This is a genomic window from Pseudomonas sp. BAY1663 (assembly GCF_000582595.1).
In the GTDB taxonomy this organism is placed as follows: domain Bacteria; phylum Pseudomonadota; class Gammaproteobacteria; order Pseudomonadales; family Pseudomonadaceae; genus Stutzerimonas; species Stutzerimonas stutzeri_AF.
In genome coordinates this window covers 1-20,531 of sequence record NZ_AZSV01000062.1, presented here as the reverse complement: position 1 = coordinate 20,531, position 20,531 = coordinate 1, and the positions used below count along the sequence as shown (strand labels likewise).

At 67.3% G+C, this 20,531-nt stretch carries 13 protein-coding genes and 3 pseudogenes; 8 read left to right on the top strand and 8 right to left on the bottom strand.

The window, feature by feature from the left end; all coding sequences use genetic code 11:
* Nucleotides 1–152 precede the first annotated feature (152 nt).
* Both orn and BAY1663_RS16175 read right to left on the bottom strand, forming a co-directional pair.
* Nucleotides 153–695 (bottom strand): oligoribonuclease, encoded by a 543-nt coding sequence (orn, locus tag BAY1663_RS16180; protein WP_037042689.1) that lies wholly within the window; start codon nucleotides 693–695, stop codon nucleotides 153–155.
* 28 nt (nucleotides 696–723) lie between these two features.
* The gene (locus BAY1663_RS16175) at nucleotides 724–1,527 is read right to left on the bottom strand and encodes a class I SAM-dependent methyltransferase (protein ID WP_037042686.1); all 804 of its coding nucleotides are present in this window, start codon (nucleotides 1,525–1,527) and stop codon (nucleotides 724–726) included.
* A gap of 115 nt (nucleotides 1,528–1,642) precedes the next feature.
* Here BAY1663_RS16175 and rsgA point away from each other — a divergent pair, with 115 nt between their 5' ends.
* Nucleotides 1,643–2,674: a small ribosomal subunit biogenesis GTPase RsgA gene (gene rsgA, locus BAY1663_RS16170; RefSeq protein ID WP_037042684.1), complete on the top strand. Its 1,032-nt coding sequence runs from the start codon at nucleotides 1,643–1,645 to the stop codon at nucleotides 2,672–2,674.
* Here rsgA and motB read toward each other — a convergent pair.
* Nucleotides 2,668–3,660 carry a flagellar motor protein MotB gene (gene motB / locus BAY1663_RS16165; RefSeq protein ID WP_037042682.1) on the bottom strand — a complete coding sequence of 331 codons (993 nt, stop codon included), beginning with the start codon at nucleotides 3,658–3,660 and terminating at the stop codon, nucleotides 2,668–2,670. The two genes, rsgA and motB, sit on opposite strands and share 7 nt — an antisense overlap.
* A 9-nt stretch (nucleotides 3,661–3,669) precedes the next feature.
* Nucleotides 3,670–4,521: a flagellar motor stator protein MotA gene (motA, locus tag BAY1663_RS16160; protein ID WP_037042679.1), complete on the bottom strand. Its 852-nt coding sequence runs from the start codon at nucleotides 4,519–4,521 to the stop codon at nucleotides 3,670–3,672.
* Nucleotides 4,522–4,686: 165 nt separating this feature from the next.
* On the opposite strand from motA, the gene BAY1663_RS16155 reads away from it, so the two are divergent.
* From BAY1663_RS16155 to BAY1663_RS16135, 6 genes and pseudogenes are all read left to right on the top strand, one after another.
* Nucleotides 4,687–6,201, top strand: a complete 1,515-nt coding sequence (locus BAY1663_RS16155; protein WP_037042676.1) for an HDOD domain-containing protein — start codon at nucleotides 4,687–4,689, stop codon at nucleotides 6,199–6,201.
* A gap of 294 nt (nucleotides 6,202–6,495) precedes the next feature.
* Nucleotides 6,496–7,312, top strand: a pseudogene (locus tag BAY1663_RS23995) (rhodanese-like domain-containing protein).
* Nucleotides 7,313–7,323: 11 nt separating this feature from the next.
* A complete protein-coding gene (gene asd / locus BAY1663_RS16150) occupies nucleotides 7,324–8,199 on the top strand; it encodes an archaetidylserine decarboxylase (protein ID WP_037042707.1) in 876 nt (291 codons plus the stop codon).
* A gap of 181 nt (nucleotides 8,200–8,380) precedes the next feature.
* Nucleotides 8,381–10,216: a hypothetical protein gene (locus tag BAY1663_RS16145; RefSeq protein ID WP_037042674.1), complete on the top strand. Its 1,836-nt coding sequence runs from the start codon at nucleotides 8,381–8,383 to the stop codon at nucleotides 10,214–10,216.
* A 60-nt stretch (nucleotides 10,217–10,276) separates the two neighbouring features.
* Nucleotides 10,277–12,342: pseudogene (locus BAY1663_RS16140) on the top strand (EAL domain-containing protein).
* 90 nt (nucleotides 12,343–12,432) lie between these two features.
* Nucleotides 12,433–13,505 (top strand): annotated as a pseudogene (locus BAY1663_RS16135) (NAD(P)-dependent alcohol dehydrogenase).
* A 120-nt stretch (nucleotides 13,506–13,625) separates the two neighbouring features.
* On the opposite strand, the gene serB reads toward BAY1663_RS16135, so the two are convergent.
* Nucleotides 13,626–14,840, bottom strand: coding sequence for a phosphoserine phosphatase SerB (serB, locus tag BAY1663_RS16130; RefSeq protein ID WP_037042672.1), 1,215 nt, complete (start codon nucleotides 14,838–14,840; stop codon nucleotides 13,626–13,628).
* Between the two features lie 186 nt (nucleotides 14,841–15,026).
* On the opposite strand from serB, the gene BAY1663_RS16125 reads away from it, so the two are divergent.
* The gene (locus BAY1663_RS16125) at nucleotides 15,027–16,559 is read left to right on the top strand and encodes an AhpA/YtjB family protein (protein ID WP_037042669.1); all 1,533 of its coding nucleotides are present in this window, start codon (nucleotides 15,027–15,029) and stop codon (nucleotides 16,557–16,559) included.
* Between the two features lie 272 nt (nucleotides 16,560–16,831).
* Here the strand turns inward: BAY1663_RS16125 and BAY1663_RS16120 are convergent, their stop codons facing one another.
* The 3 genes from BAY1663_RS16120 to BAY1663_RS16110 all read right to left on the bottom strand — a co-directional run bounded on the left by BAY1663_RS16120 (nucleotide 16,832) and on the right by BAY1663_RS16110 (nucleotide 20,479).
* Nucleotides 16,832–17,536 (bottom strand): membrane integrity-associated transporter subunit PqiC, encoded by a 705-nt coding sequence (locus BAY1663_RS16120; protein WP_037042705.1) that lies wholly within the window; start codon nucleotides 17,534–17,536, stop codon nucleotides 16,832–16,834.
* Nucleotides 17,537–17,735: 199 nt separating this feature from the next.
* Complete coding sequence (gene parC / locus BAY1663_RS16115; RefSeq protein WP_037042667.1) at nucleotides 17,736–19,991, bottom strand: DNA topoisomerase IV subunit A; 2,256 nt, start codon at nucleotides 19,989–19,991, stop codon at nucleotides 17,736–17,738.
* Nucleotides 19,988–20,479, bottom strand: coding sequence for a TIGR02281 family clan AA aspartic protease (locus BAY1663_RS16110; RefSeq protein WP_051497175.1), 492 nt, complete (start codon nucleotides 20,477–20,479; stop codon nucleotides 19,988–19,990). The genes parC and BAY1663_RS16110 overlap by 4 nt, the downstream gene beginning before the upstream one ends.
* Between the last annotated feature and the right edge of the window lie 52 nt (nucleotides 20,480–20,531).

Here is a 20,531-nt window from a genome sequence, read left to right as displayed (position 1 = left end):
TCAAGCTTCAAGCCTTCGGCAGCGGCGTAGGGTGGATGTCGCTTTTTACATCCACCTTGACCCCGCCCGGTGGATCGGTGAAGCGTGATCCACCCTACGACCTCGCCAGGCTTTTTCTTGCAGCTTATGGCTCGCCGCTTGCAGCTGCTCTTTCAGACCTTGATGAAATGCTCGCGGTAGTACCGCAGCTCGGCGATGGAATCACGGATGTCGTCGAGGGCCAGGTGCGTGCCGCTCTTCTTGAAACCGCCCATGATCTGCGGCGCCCAGCGTGCCGCGAGTTCCTTGAGCGTCGAGACGTCCAGGTTGCGGTAGTGGAAATAGGCTTCCAGCGCCGGCATCTGCCGATAGAGGAAGCGGCGGTCCTGGCAGATGCTGTTGCCGCAGATCGGCGACTTGCCCTTGGGCACCCACTGCTCGAGGAACGCCAGGGTCAGCTGTTCCGCCTCGGCAGTCGAGATCAGGCTCTTGCGCACGCGCTGGGTCAGGCCGGAACCGCCGTGCTGGCGGGTGTTCCACTCGTCCATGCGGGCCAGCACCTCGTCGCTCTGGTGCACCGCGATGACCGGACCTTCGGCCAGCACGTTGAGCTGGCTGTCGGTGACGATGGTGGCCATTTCGATGATGACGTCGTTGTCCGGGTCCAGCCCGGTCATTTCCAGGTCGATCCAGATGAGGTTCTGCGGGTTCTGCATGGGAGGCTCCTTGGCTGTGCCGCGCAGTTTAGCCGCTTGCACCGGAGCCGTCAGGTGCCGTGCCGCCGGGATACCAGACCAGCAACCGCGAGTGTCGCCAGTCGTCCAGCGGCAGGATTTGCGCCGGCTCGACACCCGGCACCGCGAAGCTGTTGCTGATCAGCAATGCGCCGGGGCGCATCTCGTTCCGCGCCTTCTGCCACAGCGCCGGCATCGGCGCCGGCGAGAGGAAGCAGTAGACCACCTGGTAGTCGCCCAGGTCGACCCGCCACAGGCTGCGCAGGCGGATGCTGCAGTTGGGCTGGCGCAGGCAGCGCAACCAGGACAGGGCGAAAGGCAGCGGTGCGGTTTCCACCCCGACGAATTGCCCCGCGGGATGCGCGCGCGCCAGCCGCAGCAAGGTACCGGCCAGCCCGCAACCCAGGTCGATGAAGCGAAAACCGGCCGGCAACGTCGCCAGCCGGGCCTGCAGCTGCCGCTCCGCCGCGGCGCCGCTCAGATACAGCGGCACCCGCTCGCCGAAGGCATTCCAGTTGAGCAGCAGCAACAGGGCGAAGGCGCCGAGCGGCAGCCAGCCCGGGACATGCTGGCCGTGCAGCAGCACCAGCCCCGGCACGAAGGCCAGGTTGATCGGCAGCCACCACGGCGAAAGCCCCAGGCGCTGGCCCAGCCATGCGGCGACACCGCCTTGCAGCAACGCCGCGCCCAGAAGCCCGGGGCGGATGTCCCAGCGGGCGAGCCCTAGCAACAGCAGCCAGACGAGCGCCACGGCCAGCAACTGCGCCAGCAGCGCACGCAGGATCGGTAGACGCGCAGGGGCAATGGCGGGCATGGCAGCATCGATCGCGGAAGGGACCGCCAGTCTACCCGCCGGCGCACGCGCCAGACAGGGCATCGACGTGGGCATGCTAGACTCGCCGCCCATCATCAGCTGAAAGCCCGCATTCATGGCCAAACGCCAACTCAACCGCCGGCAGAGCTGGCGCATCGAGAAGATCCAGGAAGAGCGTGCGGCCCGCGCCGCGCGGCGCGAATCCCGCGTTCTCGAAGAGCTCGAAGGCGGCGATCTCGGCCCCGAGCAGACCGGCCTGGTCATCGCGCACTTCGGCGTGCAGGTCGAAGTCGAGGCACTCGAGGGCGAGCAGGCCGGCCAGGTGTCTCGCTGCCACTTGCGTGCCAACCTGCCGGCGCTGGTCACCGGCGATCGCGTGGTCTGGCGCCCCGGCAACCAGGGCATCGGCGTCATCGTCGCGCAGTTGCCGCGGCAGTCGGAACTCTGCCGGCCGGACATGCGTGGCCAGCTCAAGCCGGTGGCGGCCAACGTCGACCTGATCGTGATCGTCTTCGCGCCGCTGCCCGAACCACACGCCAATCTGATCGACCGCTACCTGATCGCCGCCGAACACGCCGGCATCGCGCCACTCTTGCTGCTGAACAAGGCCGACCTGATCGACCAGCACAACGAGGCGGCGCTGAACCGCCTGCTGGACGTCTATCGCCAGCTGGATTACCCGCTGCTGGAAGTCTCGGCCCACGGCGGCGGCGGCATGGAAGACCTGAAGGCGCGTCTCGATGAGCACGTCAGCGTCTTCGTCGGGCAGTCCGGGGTGGGCAAATCCTCGCTGGTGAACAGCCTTTTGCCGGGGGTCGATACGCGGGTCGGCGCGCTGTCAGAAATGACCGGCAAGGGCACCCACACCACCACCACCGCGCGGCTGTTCCATTTCCCCGGCGGCGGCGAGCTGATCGACTCCCCCGGCATCCGCGAGTTCGGCCTCGGCCATGTCAGCCGGGCCGACGTGGAGGCGGGCTTCATCGAATTCCAGGCGCTGCTCGGGCACTGCCGCTTCCGCGACTGCAAGCACGACCGCGAACCGGGCTGCGCGCTGCTCAAGGCCCTGGAGGAAGGTCGCATCCAGCCACAGCGGATGGCCAGCTACCGGCACATACTCAGCAGCCTGCCGGAGCCGGACTACTGACGCGCAGCCCCCGCAGCAGGCTTGCCGGGCTGGCTGAAATCGAGCACGCCATCCTCGAAGATGTTCAACCGTTCGCGCAACTGCGCGGGCTGTAGCGGCTCGGCCGCCGGCACCGAACCGTTCTCCGGCGGGTCGTGTGCATCGGATTGCTCGCCCTCGATCGAGCGCTGCGCCTTCTTGGTCAGGACCAGGATGTCGATGCGCCGATTGACCGGGTTGAACGGGTCCTTGCGATCGAACAGCGCGGAAGAGGCGTAGCCCACCACGCGGGCGATCTGCTCCTGCGGATAGCCACCGCCGACCAGCGTGCGGCGGGCCGCATTGGCACGGCTGGCCGAGAGCTCCCAGTTGCCGAAGTCGCTGCGCCCCGAATACGGCTTGGCATCGGTATGCCCGCTGATGCTGATCTTGTTCGGCACCGCGGCGATGGTATCGACCAGGGCCAGCAGGATGTCCTCGAAATAGGGCTGCAACTGGGCGCTGCCGAGGGCGAACATCGGTCGGTTCTCGGCATCCATGATCTGGATGCGCAGCCCGTCCTGGGTGATCTCGAACAGAATCTGGTCCTTGAAGCGCTTCAGCTGCGGATTCTCGTCGACCTTGTTCTGCAGTTCCTGCAGCAGCAGTTCGAGGCGTTCGCGCTCCAGTTGCTCGGCTAAGGTCTCCACCTGGTCGGCGGAGATCTGCGCTTCACTCTGCGCTGGCTCGAGTTCGGAGTTGAGGGTGCGCTCCGGCGAAGGTGTCGGCGTGCCGCCCAGGTCGATGGCATGCGGGCTGGCACTCTCGGTGAAACCGATCGGGTCCTGGAAATAGCCGGAGATGAGCCGTTTCTGTTCCGGCGTAGCCGAGCTCATCAGCCACATCACCAGGAAGAACGCCATCATCGCCGTGGCGAAGTCGGCGAAGGCAATCTTCCAGGCGCCGCCGTGATGGCCGCCGGCGGTTTTCTTGACGCGTTTAACGATGATCGGTTGGGTGTTGTCCATGGCGGGCCTTTAGCTGCCTCGCATGGCTTGCTCGAGCTCGGTGAAGCTCGGCCGATGCGCCGGATACAGGACCTTGCGACCGAACTCGACGGCCAGCGACGGCGGCATGCCCGAGGCCGAAGCCACCAGAGTCGCCTTGATCGCTTCGTACAGGTTCAGTTCTTCCTTGGCATCGTGCTCCAGCGCCGCCGACAGCGGGCCGAAGAAGCCATAGGAAGCGAGGATGCCGAGGAAGGTACCGACCAGCGCCGAACCGACCTTGTAGCCGATCATGGCGTTGTCCGCCTCGGCCAGGATCGACATGGTGATCACGATGCCCAATACCGCCGCGACGATACCCATCGCCGGCAGGCCGTCGGCAACCTTCGCCACCGCATGGGAGGGGTGCTCGAGTTCCTCCTTGAGGCTGGCCAGTTCCATGTCGAACAGCCCTTCCAGCTCGTGCGGCGCCATGTTGCCGGAGGACATGATGCGCAGATAATCGCAGGTGAAGGCGGTCATCCGCTCATCCTGCAGGACGCCGGGGTACTTGCTGAACAGCGGGCTGGCGGCCGGATCCTCGAGATCCGCCTCGATCGCCATCATGCCTTCGCGGCGGCTCTTGTTGAGGATGGCGTAGAGCAGGCCGAGCACTTCCAGATAGTAGGCATGGGTGAAGCGCGTGCTGAACATCTTCAGCGCCTTCTTGAACACCAGCATGGTCGTGCTCGCCGGGTTGGCCTGCAGGAAACCACCGAGCGCCGCGCCACCGATGATCATGATCTCGAAGGGATGAATGAGCGCGCCGAGCTTGCCGCCGGACAGCACGAAGCCACCGAGGACGCTGGCGAACACGACGATGATGCCAATGATTTTTACCATAGGGGGTACGTCTGAAACCTGCTCACGAGTCGCCTGGACGCCAGACAGCAACGCCCGGCATAACCGCGCGACGACGTGGCGAAGGGGCGTATTGGAAGAATTGTTCTGGTTATCGGAACTTTTGCGCCAGACTAAAGGCCATCCCGATGAAAAGCTAGTTCGGCCATGACCACACTCTCTCAGCTGCCTCGCACACTCCCCGCCTGGATCAAGGCACTCGACGATGTTCGCCTCCCCGCTTTCGCGGACGTTCATGCCAAGGTGCGCCTGGCCTTGCGGGACAGCGGCATGTCGATGCGCCAGATCGCCGAGATCATCCAGACCAGCCCGGTGCTGGCGCTGCGCTTCATTCAGGAAGCCAACCGCGGGATCGGCGATGGCCAACCGGCGGAAAGCCTGGAGGTCGCGCTCAGCCGCATCGGCCTGCAGCGTGCGGAAACGCTGCTGAGCCGCATCCCGGCCAGCGAAGCCCGGGATATTCCCCTGCCGCTGCGGCAGATGGTGCTGATCAGCCGCCATGCCAGCCAGCAGGCCAATGGCCTGTTCGGCGCCCGCCTCGCCCGCCTGTGGCAGGACATCCACTGGGGCAGCCTGCTGTTCCTTGCGCCGACCTGGGCCCTGGTTTGCGCCTATCCGCAGCTGCTGGAAAGCTGGGAACAGAGGGTGCTGGTCAAGGGCGAGCCAGCCAGCCGCGTCGAGCGCGAGCTGCTCGGGGTGCCGCTGCTGGAACTGTGCCTGAAGCTGGCCGAGCACTGGCACCTGCCGGACTGGATCGTCCAGGGCTACCGCCTGCTCGGCGGCAACCGGCGCATGCTGATCAAGGCCCTGCACATCGCCCGTGACAACGCGCATCCCCTGCATCAGCAGCAAATGCTCGACGCCGACCCGGACCTGCGCCGCTGGCTGACGCTGCCAAGCAACACCATCGTCCTGGCCAACGGCCTGGCACTGTCTTCGCACCACAGCTGGGGCGGCGTGCACAGCCTGCGCTGGCAGCGCCTGGCCGGGTTGTACCTGCAGCTGCCGCTGGACGAGCTGCAACAGCTGGTGCACCAGCAGGCGGTGATCAGCGCCCGTCAGTTCGGCCGCACCGACCTCTGGCACCCCGCCCAGGGCCTGCTATGGCCGACCGACAGCCGCTTCCAGAGCCTGCGCGAGGCGCCCACGCCCAGCACCCAGGACCTTGCCCGGTGGCGCGAGCACTGCCGGCAGCTGCTGACCGAGCCGACGCCCTTCAGCAACGTGCTGCAACTCACCGCCAGCGCCAGCCAGGCCTTCGCCTGCGGCGGCATGCAGCGCGTGCTGGTGATGCTGGTCGATCGCAAGCAGAACCGCCTGGTGACCCAGCAGTGCATCGGCCTCGCCAGCGAAGCCTCACGCCTGACGCTGGCGCCGGAGCAGAGCCAGGTCCTGCGCCGGCTGCTGGAAAAACCCGCCCAGCTGCGCCTGCAACCAGCCAACATGGCCCAGTTCTCCGCCCTGCTGCCCGGCGCGCTGAAAGCCCTGTTCGCCGGCGAGCACCTGCTGCTGCGCTCAGTGGGCATCGACAGCCGCGTGCTGATGCTGGTGATCGCCGACCAGGGTGGGTCCGCTTTCAGCGAGACCACGCTGCAGACGTTCACCAAGACGGCGCAGTGCCTCGAGCGCGCGCTGGGCAACTTCAGCCGGCGCGAGAGCTAGCCTCGCCGGGTGCAGGGCACGGGCTGCGTCCTTGCCTTGCACTTCGCCCGTTGGGCTTCGGCGCTGCGTGCCCCAACCCAATCTACAGGCTAAATGCGTTACCTAATGTCTCCCGACAGCAGACACAGCGCAGCCCAACGCACGCACGGACTCGCGCCGGAACCGGCACATGCCTGACGGGCGCAGCCCGCCCTACGGCACGTCGCGGGCTTATCGATTACGGCGAAACGCCGACAGACCCTGTGCCTTTTTTTCGCTAGACTTCGCCCCTTGAACGACTTGCCGAGGCCCGCCGTGTCCGCCTTTTCCAACCTGCCGCTGGTGATCGAGCCCGCCGACCTGGCCGCGCGCCTGGAGGCCCCCGAACTGATCCTGGTCGATCTGACCAGTGCTGCCCGCTACGCCGAAGGACACCTGCCCGGCGCGCACTTCGTCGATCCCAAGCAAACCCAGCGCGGCCAACCGCCTGCGCCCGGGCTGGCTCCCGAACCGGCACAGCTGCAGGCCCTGTTCGGCGCCCTGGGCCATCGCCCCGAGGCGGTCTACGTGGTCTACGACGACGAGGGTGGCGGCTGGGCCGGACGTTTCATCTGGCTGCTCGACGTGATCGGCCATCACCGCTACCACTACCTCAATGGCGGCCTGCATGCCTGGCTGGCCGAACAGCGGCCGCTGACCCGGCAGGTGCCGAGCGCCGGCAGCGCGCCGGTCGAACTGCAACTGGACGACGCGCCCACGGCGACCCGCGCCTACATCGAAAGCCGCCTCGGTGCCGACGACCTGGTGATCTGGGACGCCCGCTCCCCCGCCGAGTACCGTGGCGAAAAGTGCTTCTCCGCTCGCGGCGGGCACATTCCCGGCGCGATCAACTTCGAGTGGACCGCCGCCATGGACCCCGCACGCGCCCTGCGCATCCGCGAGGACATCGCCGAACGGCTGCAGGCCCTGGGCATCGTGCCGGAGAAGGAAATCATCACCCACTGCCAGACCCACCACCGCTCTGGCCTCACCTACCTGCTGGCCAAGGCGCTGGGCTACCCCCCGGGTCAAGGGCTACGCCGGCTCCTGGGGCGAGTGGGGCAACCTGCCCGATACGCCGGTCCAGCAATGAAAAGGTCATCCATGAAAGATCGTCTGTTCGTCATCAGCCAGTACCTGCTGCCGCATCACCTTGTTTCGCGCCTGGCCGGTTGCCTGGCCGAGTGCCGCCTGCCCTGGGTGAAGAACACCTTCATCAAGTGGTTCGTCCGCCACTTCCAGGTCGACATGCGCGAGGCACAGGTCGAAGAGCCGACCGCCTACGAGCATTTCAATGCCTTCTTCACCCGCGCCCTGAAGGATGACGCCCGGCCGCTGGATCCCACCCCCGGCGCGATCCTCAACCCTTGCGACGGCGCCATCAGCCAGCTCGGCAGGATCGAGCAGGGCCGCATCTTCCAGGCCAAGGGCCACAGCTTCAGCGCCACGGAACTGCTCGGCGGCGATCACCAGCGCGCCGCGCCGTTCATGGGCGGCGCCTTCGCCACGGTCTACCTCTCGCCCAAGGACTACCACCGCGTGCACATGCCGGTCAGCGGCACCCTGCGCGAGATGGTCTACGTGCCGGGACGGATCTTCTCGGTCAACACCGTCACCGCCCAGGGCGTGCCGGAACTGTTCGCGCGCAACGAGCGCGTGGTCTGCCTGTTCGACACCGAGCACGGGCCGATGGCGATGGTGCTGGTCGGCGCGATGATCGTCGCCAGCATCGAAACCGTCTGGGCCGGCCTGGTGACACCGCCCAAGCGCAGCCTCAAGTCCTTCCGCTACGACGAAGCCGCACGCGCGCCCATTCACCTGGAGAAAGGCGCCGAGATGGGCCGCTTCAAGCTGGGCTCCACCATCGTCCTGCTGTTCGGCCCCGATCAGGTGCGCTGGGCCGAACAGCTCGGCCCGCTGAGCCCGGTATGCATGGGCGAAGCCCTGGGGCAGGCGCAGGAGCCCGCGACCCCGACCTGAGAACCGCCTGCCAGATTCGGGCGGAGCGCGACGACAATCACATTCGCGACGCCATTCGGTGGCCGACTGCTACCGAATGTCGGGTAATAGCATTGAGCTATCATTCAGTCCTGCCCATGCCGGCAGATATTGATAGAGTTCACATTACCCCTGCCCTGAGACGTCGCGGAGCCCACCCGTTTTGGATAGACAGAGCCATCATCTGCTGCGCGTGCCCGCGCCGACCCGGCAGACCCTGTCCTTCTGCGACGCCAGCGCACGCGGCATGAGCACCTGGCTGGCCGCCCTGCCGAAGGCCAATCTCGGCGAAACCGCACGCCTGCTCTATCAGGCCCTGATCGAACTCAACCAGTTGCGCCTGCCGTCGGAAACCCGGCTGCAGTTGCTGGAGCTGCTGCGCCCGGACGTGCACTTCGTCTGCAAGCATCTGGAAAAGCACTACCTCAACCAGCCCATCGTGCTCGGCGAACGGCCGCGCAAGGTCGCCGGGCTGTGCCAGGCGCTGCAGAACCATCTCGCCATCGGCTACAAGCTGATCGTCGTGCGCTTGGCCTCCCAGCCTGGGCATGACCGGCAGCAACTGCTCGCCGTCGCCCTGCAACGCGCCATCCACAGCCTCGGCGCGCTGCTGCTGCGCTCGATGCAGCTCTATGGCCCCGCCCCCCAGGGCTTGTGGCTGGAGCTGCACCAGCTCTATCAACTGGCGGTGGAGCAGAGCACGGAGCGGCTTCTCCTGCGCGACCCGCTCGCCCGGCATGCCCAGGGGATGAGTGCCCAGCAGAGCTACCTGGCCACGCTGCTGCTGGGGTGCTCGCGCTGCAACCAGTTGCGCCAGCAGAACATCACCAGGCTGGCGGCGGCGCTGGAGGCGTGGAGCGCGCTGGTCAGCCTGCAGCCGGCAACGGCGGCGAACAGCCTGTTCCTCTTCTCGCCGCAGGTCGACGGACCGCCGCGCTACCGCTCGCTGTTCGCCGTCGAGGACACCCGGCGCATGCTCGGCATCGATCCACGTCCGCTGCTCGAACGGCTCGAGGAACACCTGCGCCTGTCCGCCGACAACCGTGAGCTGACGCGCCTGCCGGCCGCCAGGGGCCTGGACGACGATCTGCTGCGCCACCTGAGTTCGGCCTGGGGCGACATTTCCGAGCGCAGCTTCCCGCGCATTCCGGCCCAGGGCAGCCTGACCCTGTGCATCGGCATGAGCGCGCTGCACTACCAACTGGCCGGGCAGCGCTCGTTCAATGAAGTCCTGGAGCTGCCGGAAACCTCCAATTGCGCGGTGTTCAGGCTGCACAACGACGCGCCCGACATCTGGGCGACCGCCTTCGATGCACAGAACCCCAGCGCCGCCCCCCTGCTCGCGCACGACCATATCGAGTTCGTCCGCCCCAACCTGCAGCAGGCCGGCACGCCGAGCAGGCCGAAGAGCGAGGCCGAACCGGTCGCCCGGGCGGTATCCGCCGAGAGCTACCCGCTGTTCGAGGTCCAGTTGATCGACCACAGCCCCGGCGGCTATTGCCTGGCCTGGCCCGGCGAGGTGCCCGGGCAGTTGCAGGCCGGCGAGCTGCTCGGGCTGCGCGAAAACAGCGCAAAGGCCTGGAGTATCGCCGTGGTGCGCTGGATTCGCCAGGTGCGCGGCGGCGGCACGCAGATGGGCGTCGAACTGCTCGCGCCCCAGGCGCAACCCTGCGGCCTGCGCCTGCTGCGCAAGGCCGACCAGGGCAGCGAGTACCTGCGCGCCCTGCTGCTGCCGGCGATCGGCGCCATCTCGCAACCGCCGATGCTGATCGCACCGCGCCTGCCGTTCCAGGAAGGCCACAAGGTGCAGATCAATCACAATGGCGAGCAGCAGCGTGCCGTACTCAGCCGCCGTCGCGCACACACCGGCAACTACAATCAGTTCGAATATCGCGCGCTCGGGCAGCTGCCGCGCGAGCGAGAGACGCCTGTCACAGCCTGGGGAAGCCACACGGCGAGTGGGGATGAAGATTTTGACTCCCTCTGGAAGTCACTGTAGATTGCCGACTCTGCACTCTCGCCTGCCCGCGCCCATTCGGCGCGCCTTTAAGCTGTCGCCATGGCCCTGCAAAAGAAAACCATCCGCCTGCTGATTCTCGAAGACTCGCAGAACGAAGCCGAGCGTCTGGTCAGCCTGTTCCGCAATGCCGGGCAGGCCACCCGGGTGCACCGCCTCACGTCCAGCGATGATCTGGCCGAAGCGCTGAAGCAGACCTGGGACCTGCTGATCAACGCGCCGCACAGCGAGAACCTCGATCCCAGCGAGGTCATCGGCGCCATTCGCCGGCAGGCCAAGGACATCCCGGTCATCCAGCTCACCGCGGGCAACGACGCCGAAGCCATCACCGAAGCACTCATGCTCGGCGCCCAGGATGCCCTGCCGCAGGGCGAGGACGAGTGGCTGATCCTGGTCGCCAACCGCGAGCTGGCCAACCTCGAAGAGCGCCGCGCGCGCCGCTCGGCCGAAGTCGCGCTGCGCGAGGCCGAGAAACGCTGCCAGCTGCTGCTCGACAGCTCGGTCGATGCCATCGCCTACGTCCACGACGGCATGCACATCTACGCCAACCGCGCCTATCTCGAGATGTTCGGCTACGAAGACGTCGAAGACCTCGAAGGCATGCCGATGATCGACCTGATCGGCGCCACCGACCAGTCCGCCTTCAAGACCTTCCTGAAGAACTACCAGACCCTCGAAGGCAACGCCGAACTGGCCTGCAGCGGCATCCGCGCCGACGGCGAGAGCCTCAAGACGCGCATGCACTTCTCGCCGGCCGCCTATGACGGCGAGCCCTGCATCCAGGTGGTGATCCGCGCCGAGAACGACAGCGCCGAACTGCAGAAGCTGCGCGAGATCAGCAGCCAGGACCCGGTGACCGGCCTGCTCAATCGCAACGCCTTCCTCGAGGTGATGGACGCTGCCGTCGAACGCGCAGTCAATGCCGGGCAGAGCGCCAGCCTCGCCTATATCCGCGTCGACCGCTTCGCCGCACTGCAGGCGGAGATCGGCCTGGCCGATTCGGATCAGCTGCTCGGCCAGCTGGCCTCCCTGCTGCGCGCGCACTTTTCGGCCGGCACGCAGCTGGCACGCTTCGCCGACGACGTCTTCACCGCCCTGCAGCCCGGCGTGACGCCGCAGCAGGCCGAGCCGGAGCTGCGCAAGCTGCTGGCCAAGGTAGAAGGGCATCTGCTCGACATCGGCGGGCGCACCGTGCAGACCACTTTCAGCATCGGCGTCGCCGGCCTCGACGAGAAGACGGCCAAGGCCCAGGACGCCATCGAGCGCGCGCACCGCTGCGCCGACGAACTCGGTGACGGCAACGCGCTGAAGCTCTACAACCCCGCCGACGAGCTGGCCGCCGCCGCCAGCCGCGGCAACATCGTCGCCATGCTGCAGCAGGCGCTGGAGAAGAACAGCTTCCGCCTGCTGTTCCAGCCGATCATCAGCCTGCGCGGCGACAGCTTCGAACACTACGAAGTGCTGCTGCGCCTGCTCGACCCGCAGGCACGGAAGTGCCGCCGGCCGAGTTCCTCGGCGCCGCCAACGATGCAGGGCTGGCGACCAAGATCGACCGCTGGGTGATCCTCAACTCCATCAAGCTGCTCGCCGAGCACCGCGCCAAGGGCCACAGCACCCGCCTGTTCCTGCACCTGTCCGCCGCCAGCCTGCAGGACCCGAGCCTGCTGCCCTGGCTCGGCGTGGTGCTGAAGGCATCGCGCCTGCCCGGCGACTCGCTGGTGTTCGAATTCGGCGAGCCCGATGCGGTGGCCTATCTCAAGCCGGCCAAGATCCTGGCGCAGGGGCTGGGCAACCTCGGCTGTCGCGTCGCCCTGGCCCAGTTCGGCTGCGTGCTCAACCCGTTCAACACGCTCAAGCACCTGAACGCCGAATTCATCAAGGTCGACGGCTCCTATACCCAGGACCTGTCCCGCCAGGAAAACCAGGAAGCACTGAAGACGCTGCTGGCCGACCTGCACGCGCAGCACCGGCAGAGCATCGTGCCCTTCGTCGAGAGCGCCACGGTGCTCGCCACGCTCTGGCAGGCCGGTGTCAGCTACATCCAGGGGCATTACCTGCAAGGCCCCAGCCAGTCGATGGACTACGACTTCTCCTCCGACGAGGAGTGATCCGCCCGCCGCTTGATCGAGGTCATCCTTCGGCCACACCGCTGGACTAGAGTGTCCGGACGCCTTCCATTCCGAAGAGGAGTCCGCACCATGGCCATGATGAAAGCCGCCGTGTTCGTCGAACCGGGCCGCATCGAACTGCAGGACAAGCCGATCCCCGAGATCGGCCCCAACGACGCCCTGCTGCGCATCACCACCACCACCATCTGCGGCACCGACGTGCACATCCTCAAGGGCGAGTATCCGGTGGCCCCGGGCCTGACCATCGGCCACGAGCCGGTGGGCATCATCGAGAAGCTCGGCAGCAACGTGAAGGGCTACCAGGAAGGCCAGCGCGTGATCGCCGGGGCGATCTGCCCGAGCTTCACCTCCTACGCCTGCCAGGACGGGCTCGCCTCGCAGGATGGCGGCTGCGCCTGCCATGGCTACAAGCCCATGGGCGGCTGGCGTTTCGGCAACACCATCGACGGCACCCAGGCCGAATACGTGCTGGTGCCCGATGCCCAGGCCAACCTGGCACCGGTGCCGGACGGCCTCACCGACGAACAGGTACTGATGTGCCCGGACATCATGTCCACCGGTTTCGCCGGCGCCGAGGCGGCCAACATCAAGATCGGCGACATCGTGGTGATCTTCGCCCAGGGTCCGATCGGGCTCTGCGCCACCGCCGGCGCCAGGCTGCGCGGTGCCGGCACCATCATCGCGGTGGACGGCGTCGATGCCCGGCTCGATATCGCCCGGCAGATGGGCGCCGACGTCACCCTGAATTTCCGCAACGTGGACGTGGTCGAGGAAGTGCTCAAGCTCACCGGCGGGCGTGGCGCGGACGCTCGATCGAGGCGCTGGGCTTGCAGTCGACCTTCGAAAACGCGCTGCGGGTGCTCAAGCCGGGCGGTACGCTGTCCAGCCTGGGCGTCTATTCCAGCGACTTGACCATTCCGCTGGGCGCCTTCCATGCCGGCCTCGGCGACAACAAGATCGTCACCTCACTGTGCCCCGGCGGCAAGGAGCGCATGCGCCGCCTGCTCAACGTGGTGGCCTCCGGACGCGTCGACTTCGGCCCGCTGGTCACCCACCAGTACGCACTGGGCGATATCGGCGAGGCCTACGAGCTGTTCGCCAACCAGCGCGATGGCGTGTTGAAAGTAGCGATCAAGCCCTGAAGACGGGCGCCGTAGAACGTAGGTTGGGTTGAGGCGCGAAGCGCCGAAGCCCAACTCATGCCCAAGCGATGCCTCATGCTCCGCGCGTTGGGCTTCGCTGCGCTCAACCCAACCTACATCTTATTCCGTCCCGTCCCGATCCCTGAAGCCCAGCAGATAGAGAATGCCGTCCAGCCCCAGGGTGGAAATCGCCTGCTTGGCCGACTGCTTGACCAGCGGCTTGGCGCGGAAGGCCACGCCCAGGCCGGCCAGGCCGAGCATCGGCAGGTCGTTGGCGCCGTCGCCGACAGCGATGGTCTGCTCCAGGCACAGGCCCTCGCGCTCGGCCAGCTCGCGCAGCAGATCGGCCTTGCGCTGGGCATCGACGATGGGCTCGACGGCCACGCCGGTCACCTTGCCGTTCACGATCTGCAACTCGTTGGCGAACACGTAGTCGATGCCCAGCTTGGCCTGCAGCTGCTTGGCGAAGTAGCTGAAACCGCCGGACAGGATCGCCGTCTTGTAGCCCAGCCGCTTGAGCTCGGCGAACAGCACCTCGGCGCCCTCGGTCAGCCGCAGGCTGGCGCCGATGCCCGCCAGCACGTCTTCGGAAAGCCCTTCCAGCAAGGCCAGGCGTTCCTTGAAGCTGGCGCGGAAATCCAGTTCGCCGCGCATCGCGCGCTCGGTGATCGCCGAAACCTGCTCGCCGACGCCGGCGGCCTTGGCCAGTTCGTCGATGACCTCGGCCTCGATCAGCGTCGAATCCATGTCGAACACCGCCAGGCGGCGGTTGCGCCGGTAGACCGAGTCGCGCTGGAAGGCGATGTCGACGTTCAATTCCTGCGCCACGCTGAGGAACTCCGCCCGCAGCGCCGCAGTGTCCGCCGGCTCGCCACGCACCGAGAACTCGATGCAACCCTTGCCCTGCTCCTCGGGCATGTCCAGCGGCCGGCGCCCGGAAAGCCGGTCGATATGGTCGATGTTCAGCCCGTACTTGGCGGTGATCGCACTGACGCGCTGCAGCTGTTCGGCGGTGACCTTGCGCGTCAGCAGCGTGACGATGTGCCGGGGCTTGCCCTGCCCGGCCACCCAGTGCTGGTAGTCGGCCTCGGACACCGGGGTGAAGCGCACCTGCTGGTCGTGCTTGTAGCCCATGAACAGCACGTCCTTGAGCACGGAGGACGCGCGCTCGTTGTCCGGGATCTCGATCAGGATGCCGAACGACAGGGTGTCGTGGATCACCGCCTGGCCGATATCGAGGATGTTCACGCCACCCTGGGCGAGCACGCCGGTGATGGCCGCCGTCAGCCCGGGGCGATCTTCCCCGGTGATGTTGATCAGGACGATTTCGCGCAAGGCGCAGCTCCCATGGCAGGCTATGAAGGCGGGCATTCTACCTCAGCTGGCCGGAGCGCTGGAGAACCGCCGCAGTCCGGCGCAGCGCGACGAAGCAATTCGTCAGCTTGCAACAGGAGACCTTCAGCGCCTCCTGCGCTTTCCGTATACTGCTCGACAATTTCCCGACGAGAAGAGCCGCGCTCTGTGAACCGGCCCGCATCCGTAAAGCCAGACAATTTCTTCCTGATGATCTATCGCGCACTGCGCCAGCACCGCGTGCCGCTGGTGCTACGTATCGCCAGCCATACGCTGCTGCTGGTGGCGCTGGCGCTGGTCATCTATGCGTGGGTGATCGGCATGCAGTTCAAGCATGCCATGGAGCAGCAGGCCGACGCCCTCGGCCAGAGCCTGGTGACCCAGACTGCCGCCTCGGCCACCGACCTGCTGGTGGCCAACGACATCCTCAGCCTCAACGTGCTGCTGAGCAACCTGGTGAAGAACCCGCTGGTCGCCCACGCCGCGATCTACAGCGTGGACAACCGGGTGCTCGCCGAATCCGGTTCGCGCCCGCAGCAGGGGCTGCTCGGTGACGACAGCGGGCTCTACTCGACCCCGATCAGCTTCCAGGAAGTGATCGCCGGGCACCTGCGCGTCAGCCTGGACATGCGCCAATTCCAGCAGCCGATGACCATCAGCCTGCAGAGCATGGGGCTGCTCAGCCTGATCCTGCTGGCCTTGGCGCTGACCCTGAGCATGCGCCTCGGCCGGCAGCTGTCGACGCCGCTGATGCAGCTGCGCCTGTGGCTGCGCGACCCCGACGACCCTGCCCCCGGTGCCGGTCGCCAGGACGAGATCGGCGACCTGGCGCGCCAGCTGCAGGCACGCCTGGTGCCGGAAAAACCCGAACCGGAGCTGGACCTCAGCGACGCCCTGGACGCCGACTGCTTCGCCCAGGACGAGGAGGACAATCCCTTCGACGAACATCGCCCCGAGCCGCAGCTCGAGCGCTTCGACATCGACCTGGACGATGGCCGACCGCAACCGTCCATGCGGCCAGCCGCAGCCCCCTACGATGAAGCGGAGGCGCTGGACGAAGACGCCTTCGCCATCGCGCCGACGCCTGCCACGCCAGCGCTGCCGGCAGCGCCGCCAAGCCCGACGCGCAGCGCCGTGCTGGCGATCCAGCTGGGTGCCCAGGATCAGCTGCGGCGCCTGCCGCGGGCGCGCCTGACCGAACTGCTGCAACGCTATCGCGACTGCCTGCAGCAGGCGGCCACGCTCTATCAGGCCGAGCTGCACACGCTCAACGACGGCAGCAGCCTGATGCTGTTCCACAGCCAGGACGACGAGCAGAACTATCTGACCCACGCGATCTGCTGCGGCGAGCTGATGCGCGCCCTCGGCCATGCACTGCAGATCGAGGTCGCCGACAGCGGCATCACCCTGCAGCTGCAGCTCGGCCTTACCCAGGGCGAAGGGCTGTTCGATCTCGGCCAGGGCGACCTGCTGCTCAGCGAGCCGGCCCAGGCGGCCCTGGCCCTGTCGCTGCACAGCCGCAACCTGCTGCTGGTGGAACACGGCATCAGCGAAGACCGCCTGATCCAGCAACGCGCACGCATCCGCCCGATCGCCAGCCCGGAAGGCGCCTGCTGCGTCGAGCGCCTGCTGGAGCCCTACCCTTCGCTGCTCGAACGCCAGCTGGCGCGCATGCACGAGCTGCGCAATCGCGTCAGCTGACGCAGGGCGGGTTGCAACCCGCCGAACCTGCCAGGGCCGCATTGCATTCGGTGCGCGGAGCGCACCCTGCATGACGCCCCGTTTGCGCCGGATCGCCAGCAAGCCGGCGCCTACAAGTCCGAGGGGTCATCCGTAGGAGCGAGCCATGCTCGCGAACCGCCTGCCACACGCCCGGACTTTCCGTAGGGTGCGCTCCGCGCACCGCCGCCCCCGCTGCATGCGATGCGCACAGCGCACCTGCGCGGGGCCATGCCAGGGCTCGGGTTCGCTCGTCAGAAGCGGAACACTTCCATGTCGGTGCGGATCGGTTCGACTGCCGGAATCCGTGGCGTCTGTGCCTCGGCGGATTTGCTCGCCGGTGCCTTGGCGCTACGCTTGGGCGGCGTCTTGGCGGCCAGCGCCGGCTCGATCGCTCCCGCCAGCATTTCGCTCAGCCGCTGCAACAGCACGCTTTGCGCCCGCACCTGGTCGGCGGTGCTGCCCAGGTGCTCTTCCTGCAGGCGCACCAGACGGTTGCCCAGGTGCTTGCCGGCCTTGTCCCGCAGGCGCCACTGTGCCTCGAGCACCGCCGGGTATTGCGGGCCGGAGTCCAGGCGGGTGATCGACAGCTCGACCTGCACATCCGGGGCGAACCCTTCGTCGGCGGGGCCGAGTACCAGGCTCTGGGTGTTCAGCCGCCAGGCCAGCTGGCGCAGCAGCAACTGGTCGACGTCGGCCTTCAGGCTGCCCGCCCAGCGCGCCTTCTGCGCATCGGCGGCCAGGCTGCCGTCGGCCAGACGCTGCAACAGCGCATCGCGTTGCAGGTAATCGGCCAGAGTGACCGGCTCCAGCAGTACCGCGGCGCCATCGGTCCGCTCCGGCACCTCGGAGGCGCCGCTGTCCAGGCGGTACATGGGCGCCGGCTGCAGGCCGATGCAGCCCGTCAGACCGATGCTGGCCAGCAGTAGAACAATCGGAGCACGCAACACGTTCTTCATTACCTTCATAACACCACGATCCAGGCCATACGCCGCCTCTTCAGGCACACGCCGATGCCTCATGCGGAGGCATCCACCAACGCCGCGTTGATCAATCGAGAGCCCGCCGAACAGGGCTTAAACCCTGCCAAAGCAATCTCGGGCTGGAAAGGTGGCTATCTTCCGTGAAACCGGTCACCGATTCCAGCGCCAAAACACATCAGCAGGTTTCCACCAGCAGCTTTTCGACGCGCTGGAAGCCACGTGGCAGCTTGTTGCCCCGCCGCCCGCGCTCGCCCTTGTAGTGTTCCAGGTCCTCGGCCCTGAGCGACAGCGTGCGCTTGCCGGCCTGCAGGAGCAGGGTCGCGCCGGACGGCAGCACGGCGAGGTCGACCAGGTATTCCTCGCGACTGGCGACCCGCTCGCCGGGGATGCCGATGATCTTGTTGCCCTTGCCCTTGCCCAGCTGCGGCAGGTCGCGCACCGGGAACACCAGCAGGCGGCCTTCGGTGGTCACCGCCGCCAGCCAGTCCTCGTCGCGGCTGGCCAGCGGCCGCGGCGCGACCACCCGGGCGCCGGACGGTAGCGAGAGCAGTGCCTTGCCGGCCTTGTTCTTGGCCTGCAGGTCCTCACCCTTGACCACGAAGCCGTAGCCGGCATCCGAGGCGATCACGTAGAGCGCCTCATCCTCGGGCAGCAGCACGCACTCGAAGCCGGCACCCGGCGGCGGGGTCAGGCGACCGGTGAGCGGCTCGCCCTGACCACGCGCCGACGGCAGCGAATGCGCCGCCAGCGAGTAGCTGCGCCCGGTCGAGTCGATGAACACCGCGTACTGGTTCGAGCGTCCGGCGGCGGCGGCCTTGAAGCCGTCGCCGGCCTTGTAGGACAGGCCCGTGGCGTCGATGTCGTGGCCCTTGGCGCAACGCGCCCAGCCCTTCTCGGAGATCACCACGGTGACTGGCTCGGACGGCAGCAGCTCGTTTTCCGCCAGCGCACGGGCCTCGGCCCGCGCGACGATCGGCGAACGGCGCTCGTCGCCGTAGGTCTCGGCGTCTTCCAGCAGCTCCTTGCGCACCAGCTTCTTCAGCTTGGCTTCGCTGCCGAGCAGCGCCAGCAATTTCTCGCGCTCCTTGGCCAGCTCGTCCTGCTCGCCGCGGATCTTCATTTCCTCCAGCCGCGCCAGTTGGCGCAGGCGGGTGTCGAGGATGTAGTCGGCCTGCAGCTCGGAGAGTTCGAAGCGCGCCATCAGCACCGGCTTGGGCTGGTCCTCGGTGCGGATGATGTGGATCACCTCGTCGAGGTTGAGGAAGGCCACCAACAGGCCTTCCAACAGGTGCAGGCGCTTCTCGACCTTGTCCAGGCGGAACTGCAGGCGGCGGCGCACGGTGCCGATGCGATAGGTCAGCCATTCGCTGAGCAGTACCCGCAGGTTCTTCACCTGTGGCCGGCCATCGAGGCCGATGACGTTGGTGTTGACCCGGTAGCTGGACTCCAGGTCGGTGGTGGCGAACAGGTGCTGCATCAGCGCCTCGACGTCGACCCGGTTGGAGCGCGGGATGATGACGATGCGGCAGGGGTTCTCGTGATCGGACTCGTCGCGCAGGTCGGCGACCATCGGCAGCTTCTTGGCCTGCATCTGCCCGGCGATCTGTTCGAGGATCTTGGCGCCGGACACCTGGTGCGGCAGCGCGGTGACCACGATATCGCCGTCCTCGACCCGGTATACGGCGCGCATGCGCACCGAGCCGCGGCCGCTTTCGTAGATCTTCAGCAGGTCGGCGCGCGGCGTGACGATCTCCGCCTCGGTCGGGTAGTCCGGCCCCTGCACGTGCTCGCAGAGCTGCTCGACCGTGGCGCCGGGCTCGTCGAGCAGGCGCACGCAGGCGCTGGCGACCTCGCGCAGGTTGTGCGGCGGCACGTCGGTGGCCATGCCCACGGCGATGCCGGTGGTGCCGTTGAGCAGCAGGTTGGGCAGGCGCGCCGGCAGGGTCGCCGGCTCGTCCAGGGTGCCGTCGAAGTTCGGCACCCAATCCACCGTGCCCTGGCCGAGCTCGGAGAGCAGCACCTCGGAATAGCGCGACAGCCGCGCCTCGGTGTAGCGCATCGCGGCGAAGGACTTGGGATCGTCCGGTGCACCCCAGTTGCCCTGGCCGTCGACCAGCGGGTAGCGGTAGCTGAACGGCTGCGCCATCAGCACCATGGCTTCGTAGCAGGCGCTGTCGCCGTGCGGGTGGAACTTGCCGAGCACGTCGCCGACGGTGCGCGCCGACTTCTTGTGCTTGGCGTCGGCGTTCAGGCCGAGTTCGCTCATGGCATAGACGATGCGCCGCTGCACGGGCTTCAAGCCGTCGCCGATGTGCGGCAGCGCGCGATCCATGATCACGTACATGGAATAGTTGAGGTAGGCCTGCTCGGTGAAGTCGGCGAGGGAGCGCCGCTCCACGCCGTCCAGGCTCAGGTCGAGGGGTTCGCTCATGGTCGATCCGTTACATGCTGGCGCAGCACCAGGGTGCCGGCGCGCTGGGTGAATTCAAGTTGTTTCAGGGCGCTCATGCCGAGCAGCACCTGTTCGCTGCGAAAACCGGGGGCGACGATGGCGCGCACGTCGCGCAGGACGATGTCGCCGAGCGTGAGGCGGTTCAGCACCGTGCGGTAGCCGGTGGTCTGGCCGTTGGCGGTATGCAGCATCACCGGCGCGCCACGCTGCAGGCCCAGCCGCTCGGCCAGCTCAGCCGGTACCGCGACGTCGGTGGCGCCGGTGTCGAGCAGGAAGGTGACCGGCTCGCCGTTGATCTTGCCGCTGGCGACGAAGTGCCCCTGGACGTTGCCGGCCAGCTGCACCTCGATCTGCCCGCCCTGCAGCTGCGAGACCGGCTCGCGATTGGGATTCAGCCGTCCTTCCTCCCATTCGGCGAAGAAGCGCGTGGCCAGGAACAGGCCGGCGCCCCAGGCCAGCACCAGCATCACGCGCCCGGCGCGGCGGCCCGCCGGCCTGGTTCACCGCTGGGCGCTCCAG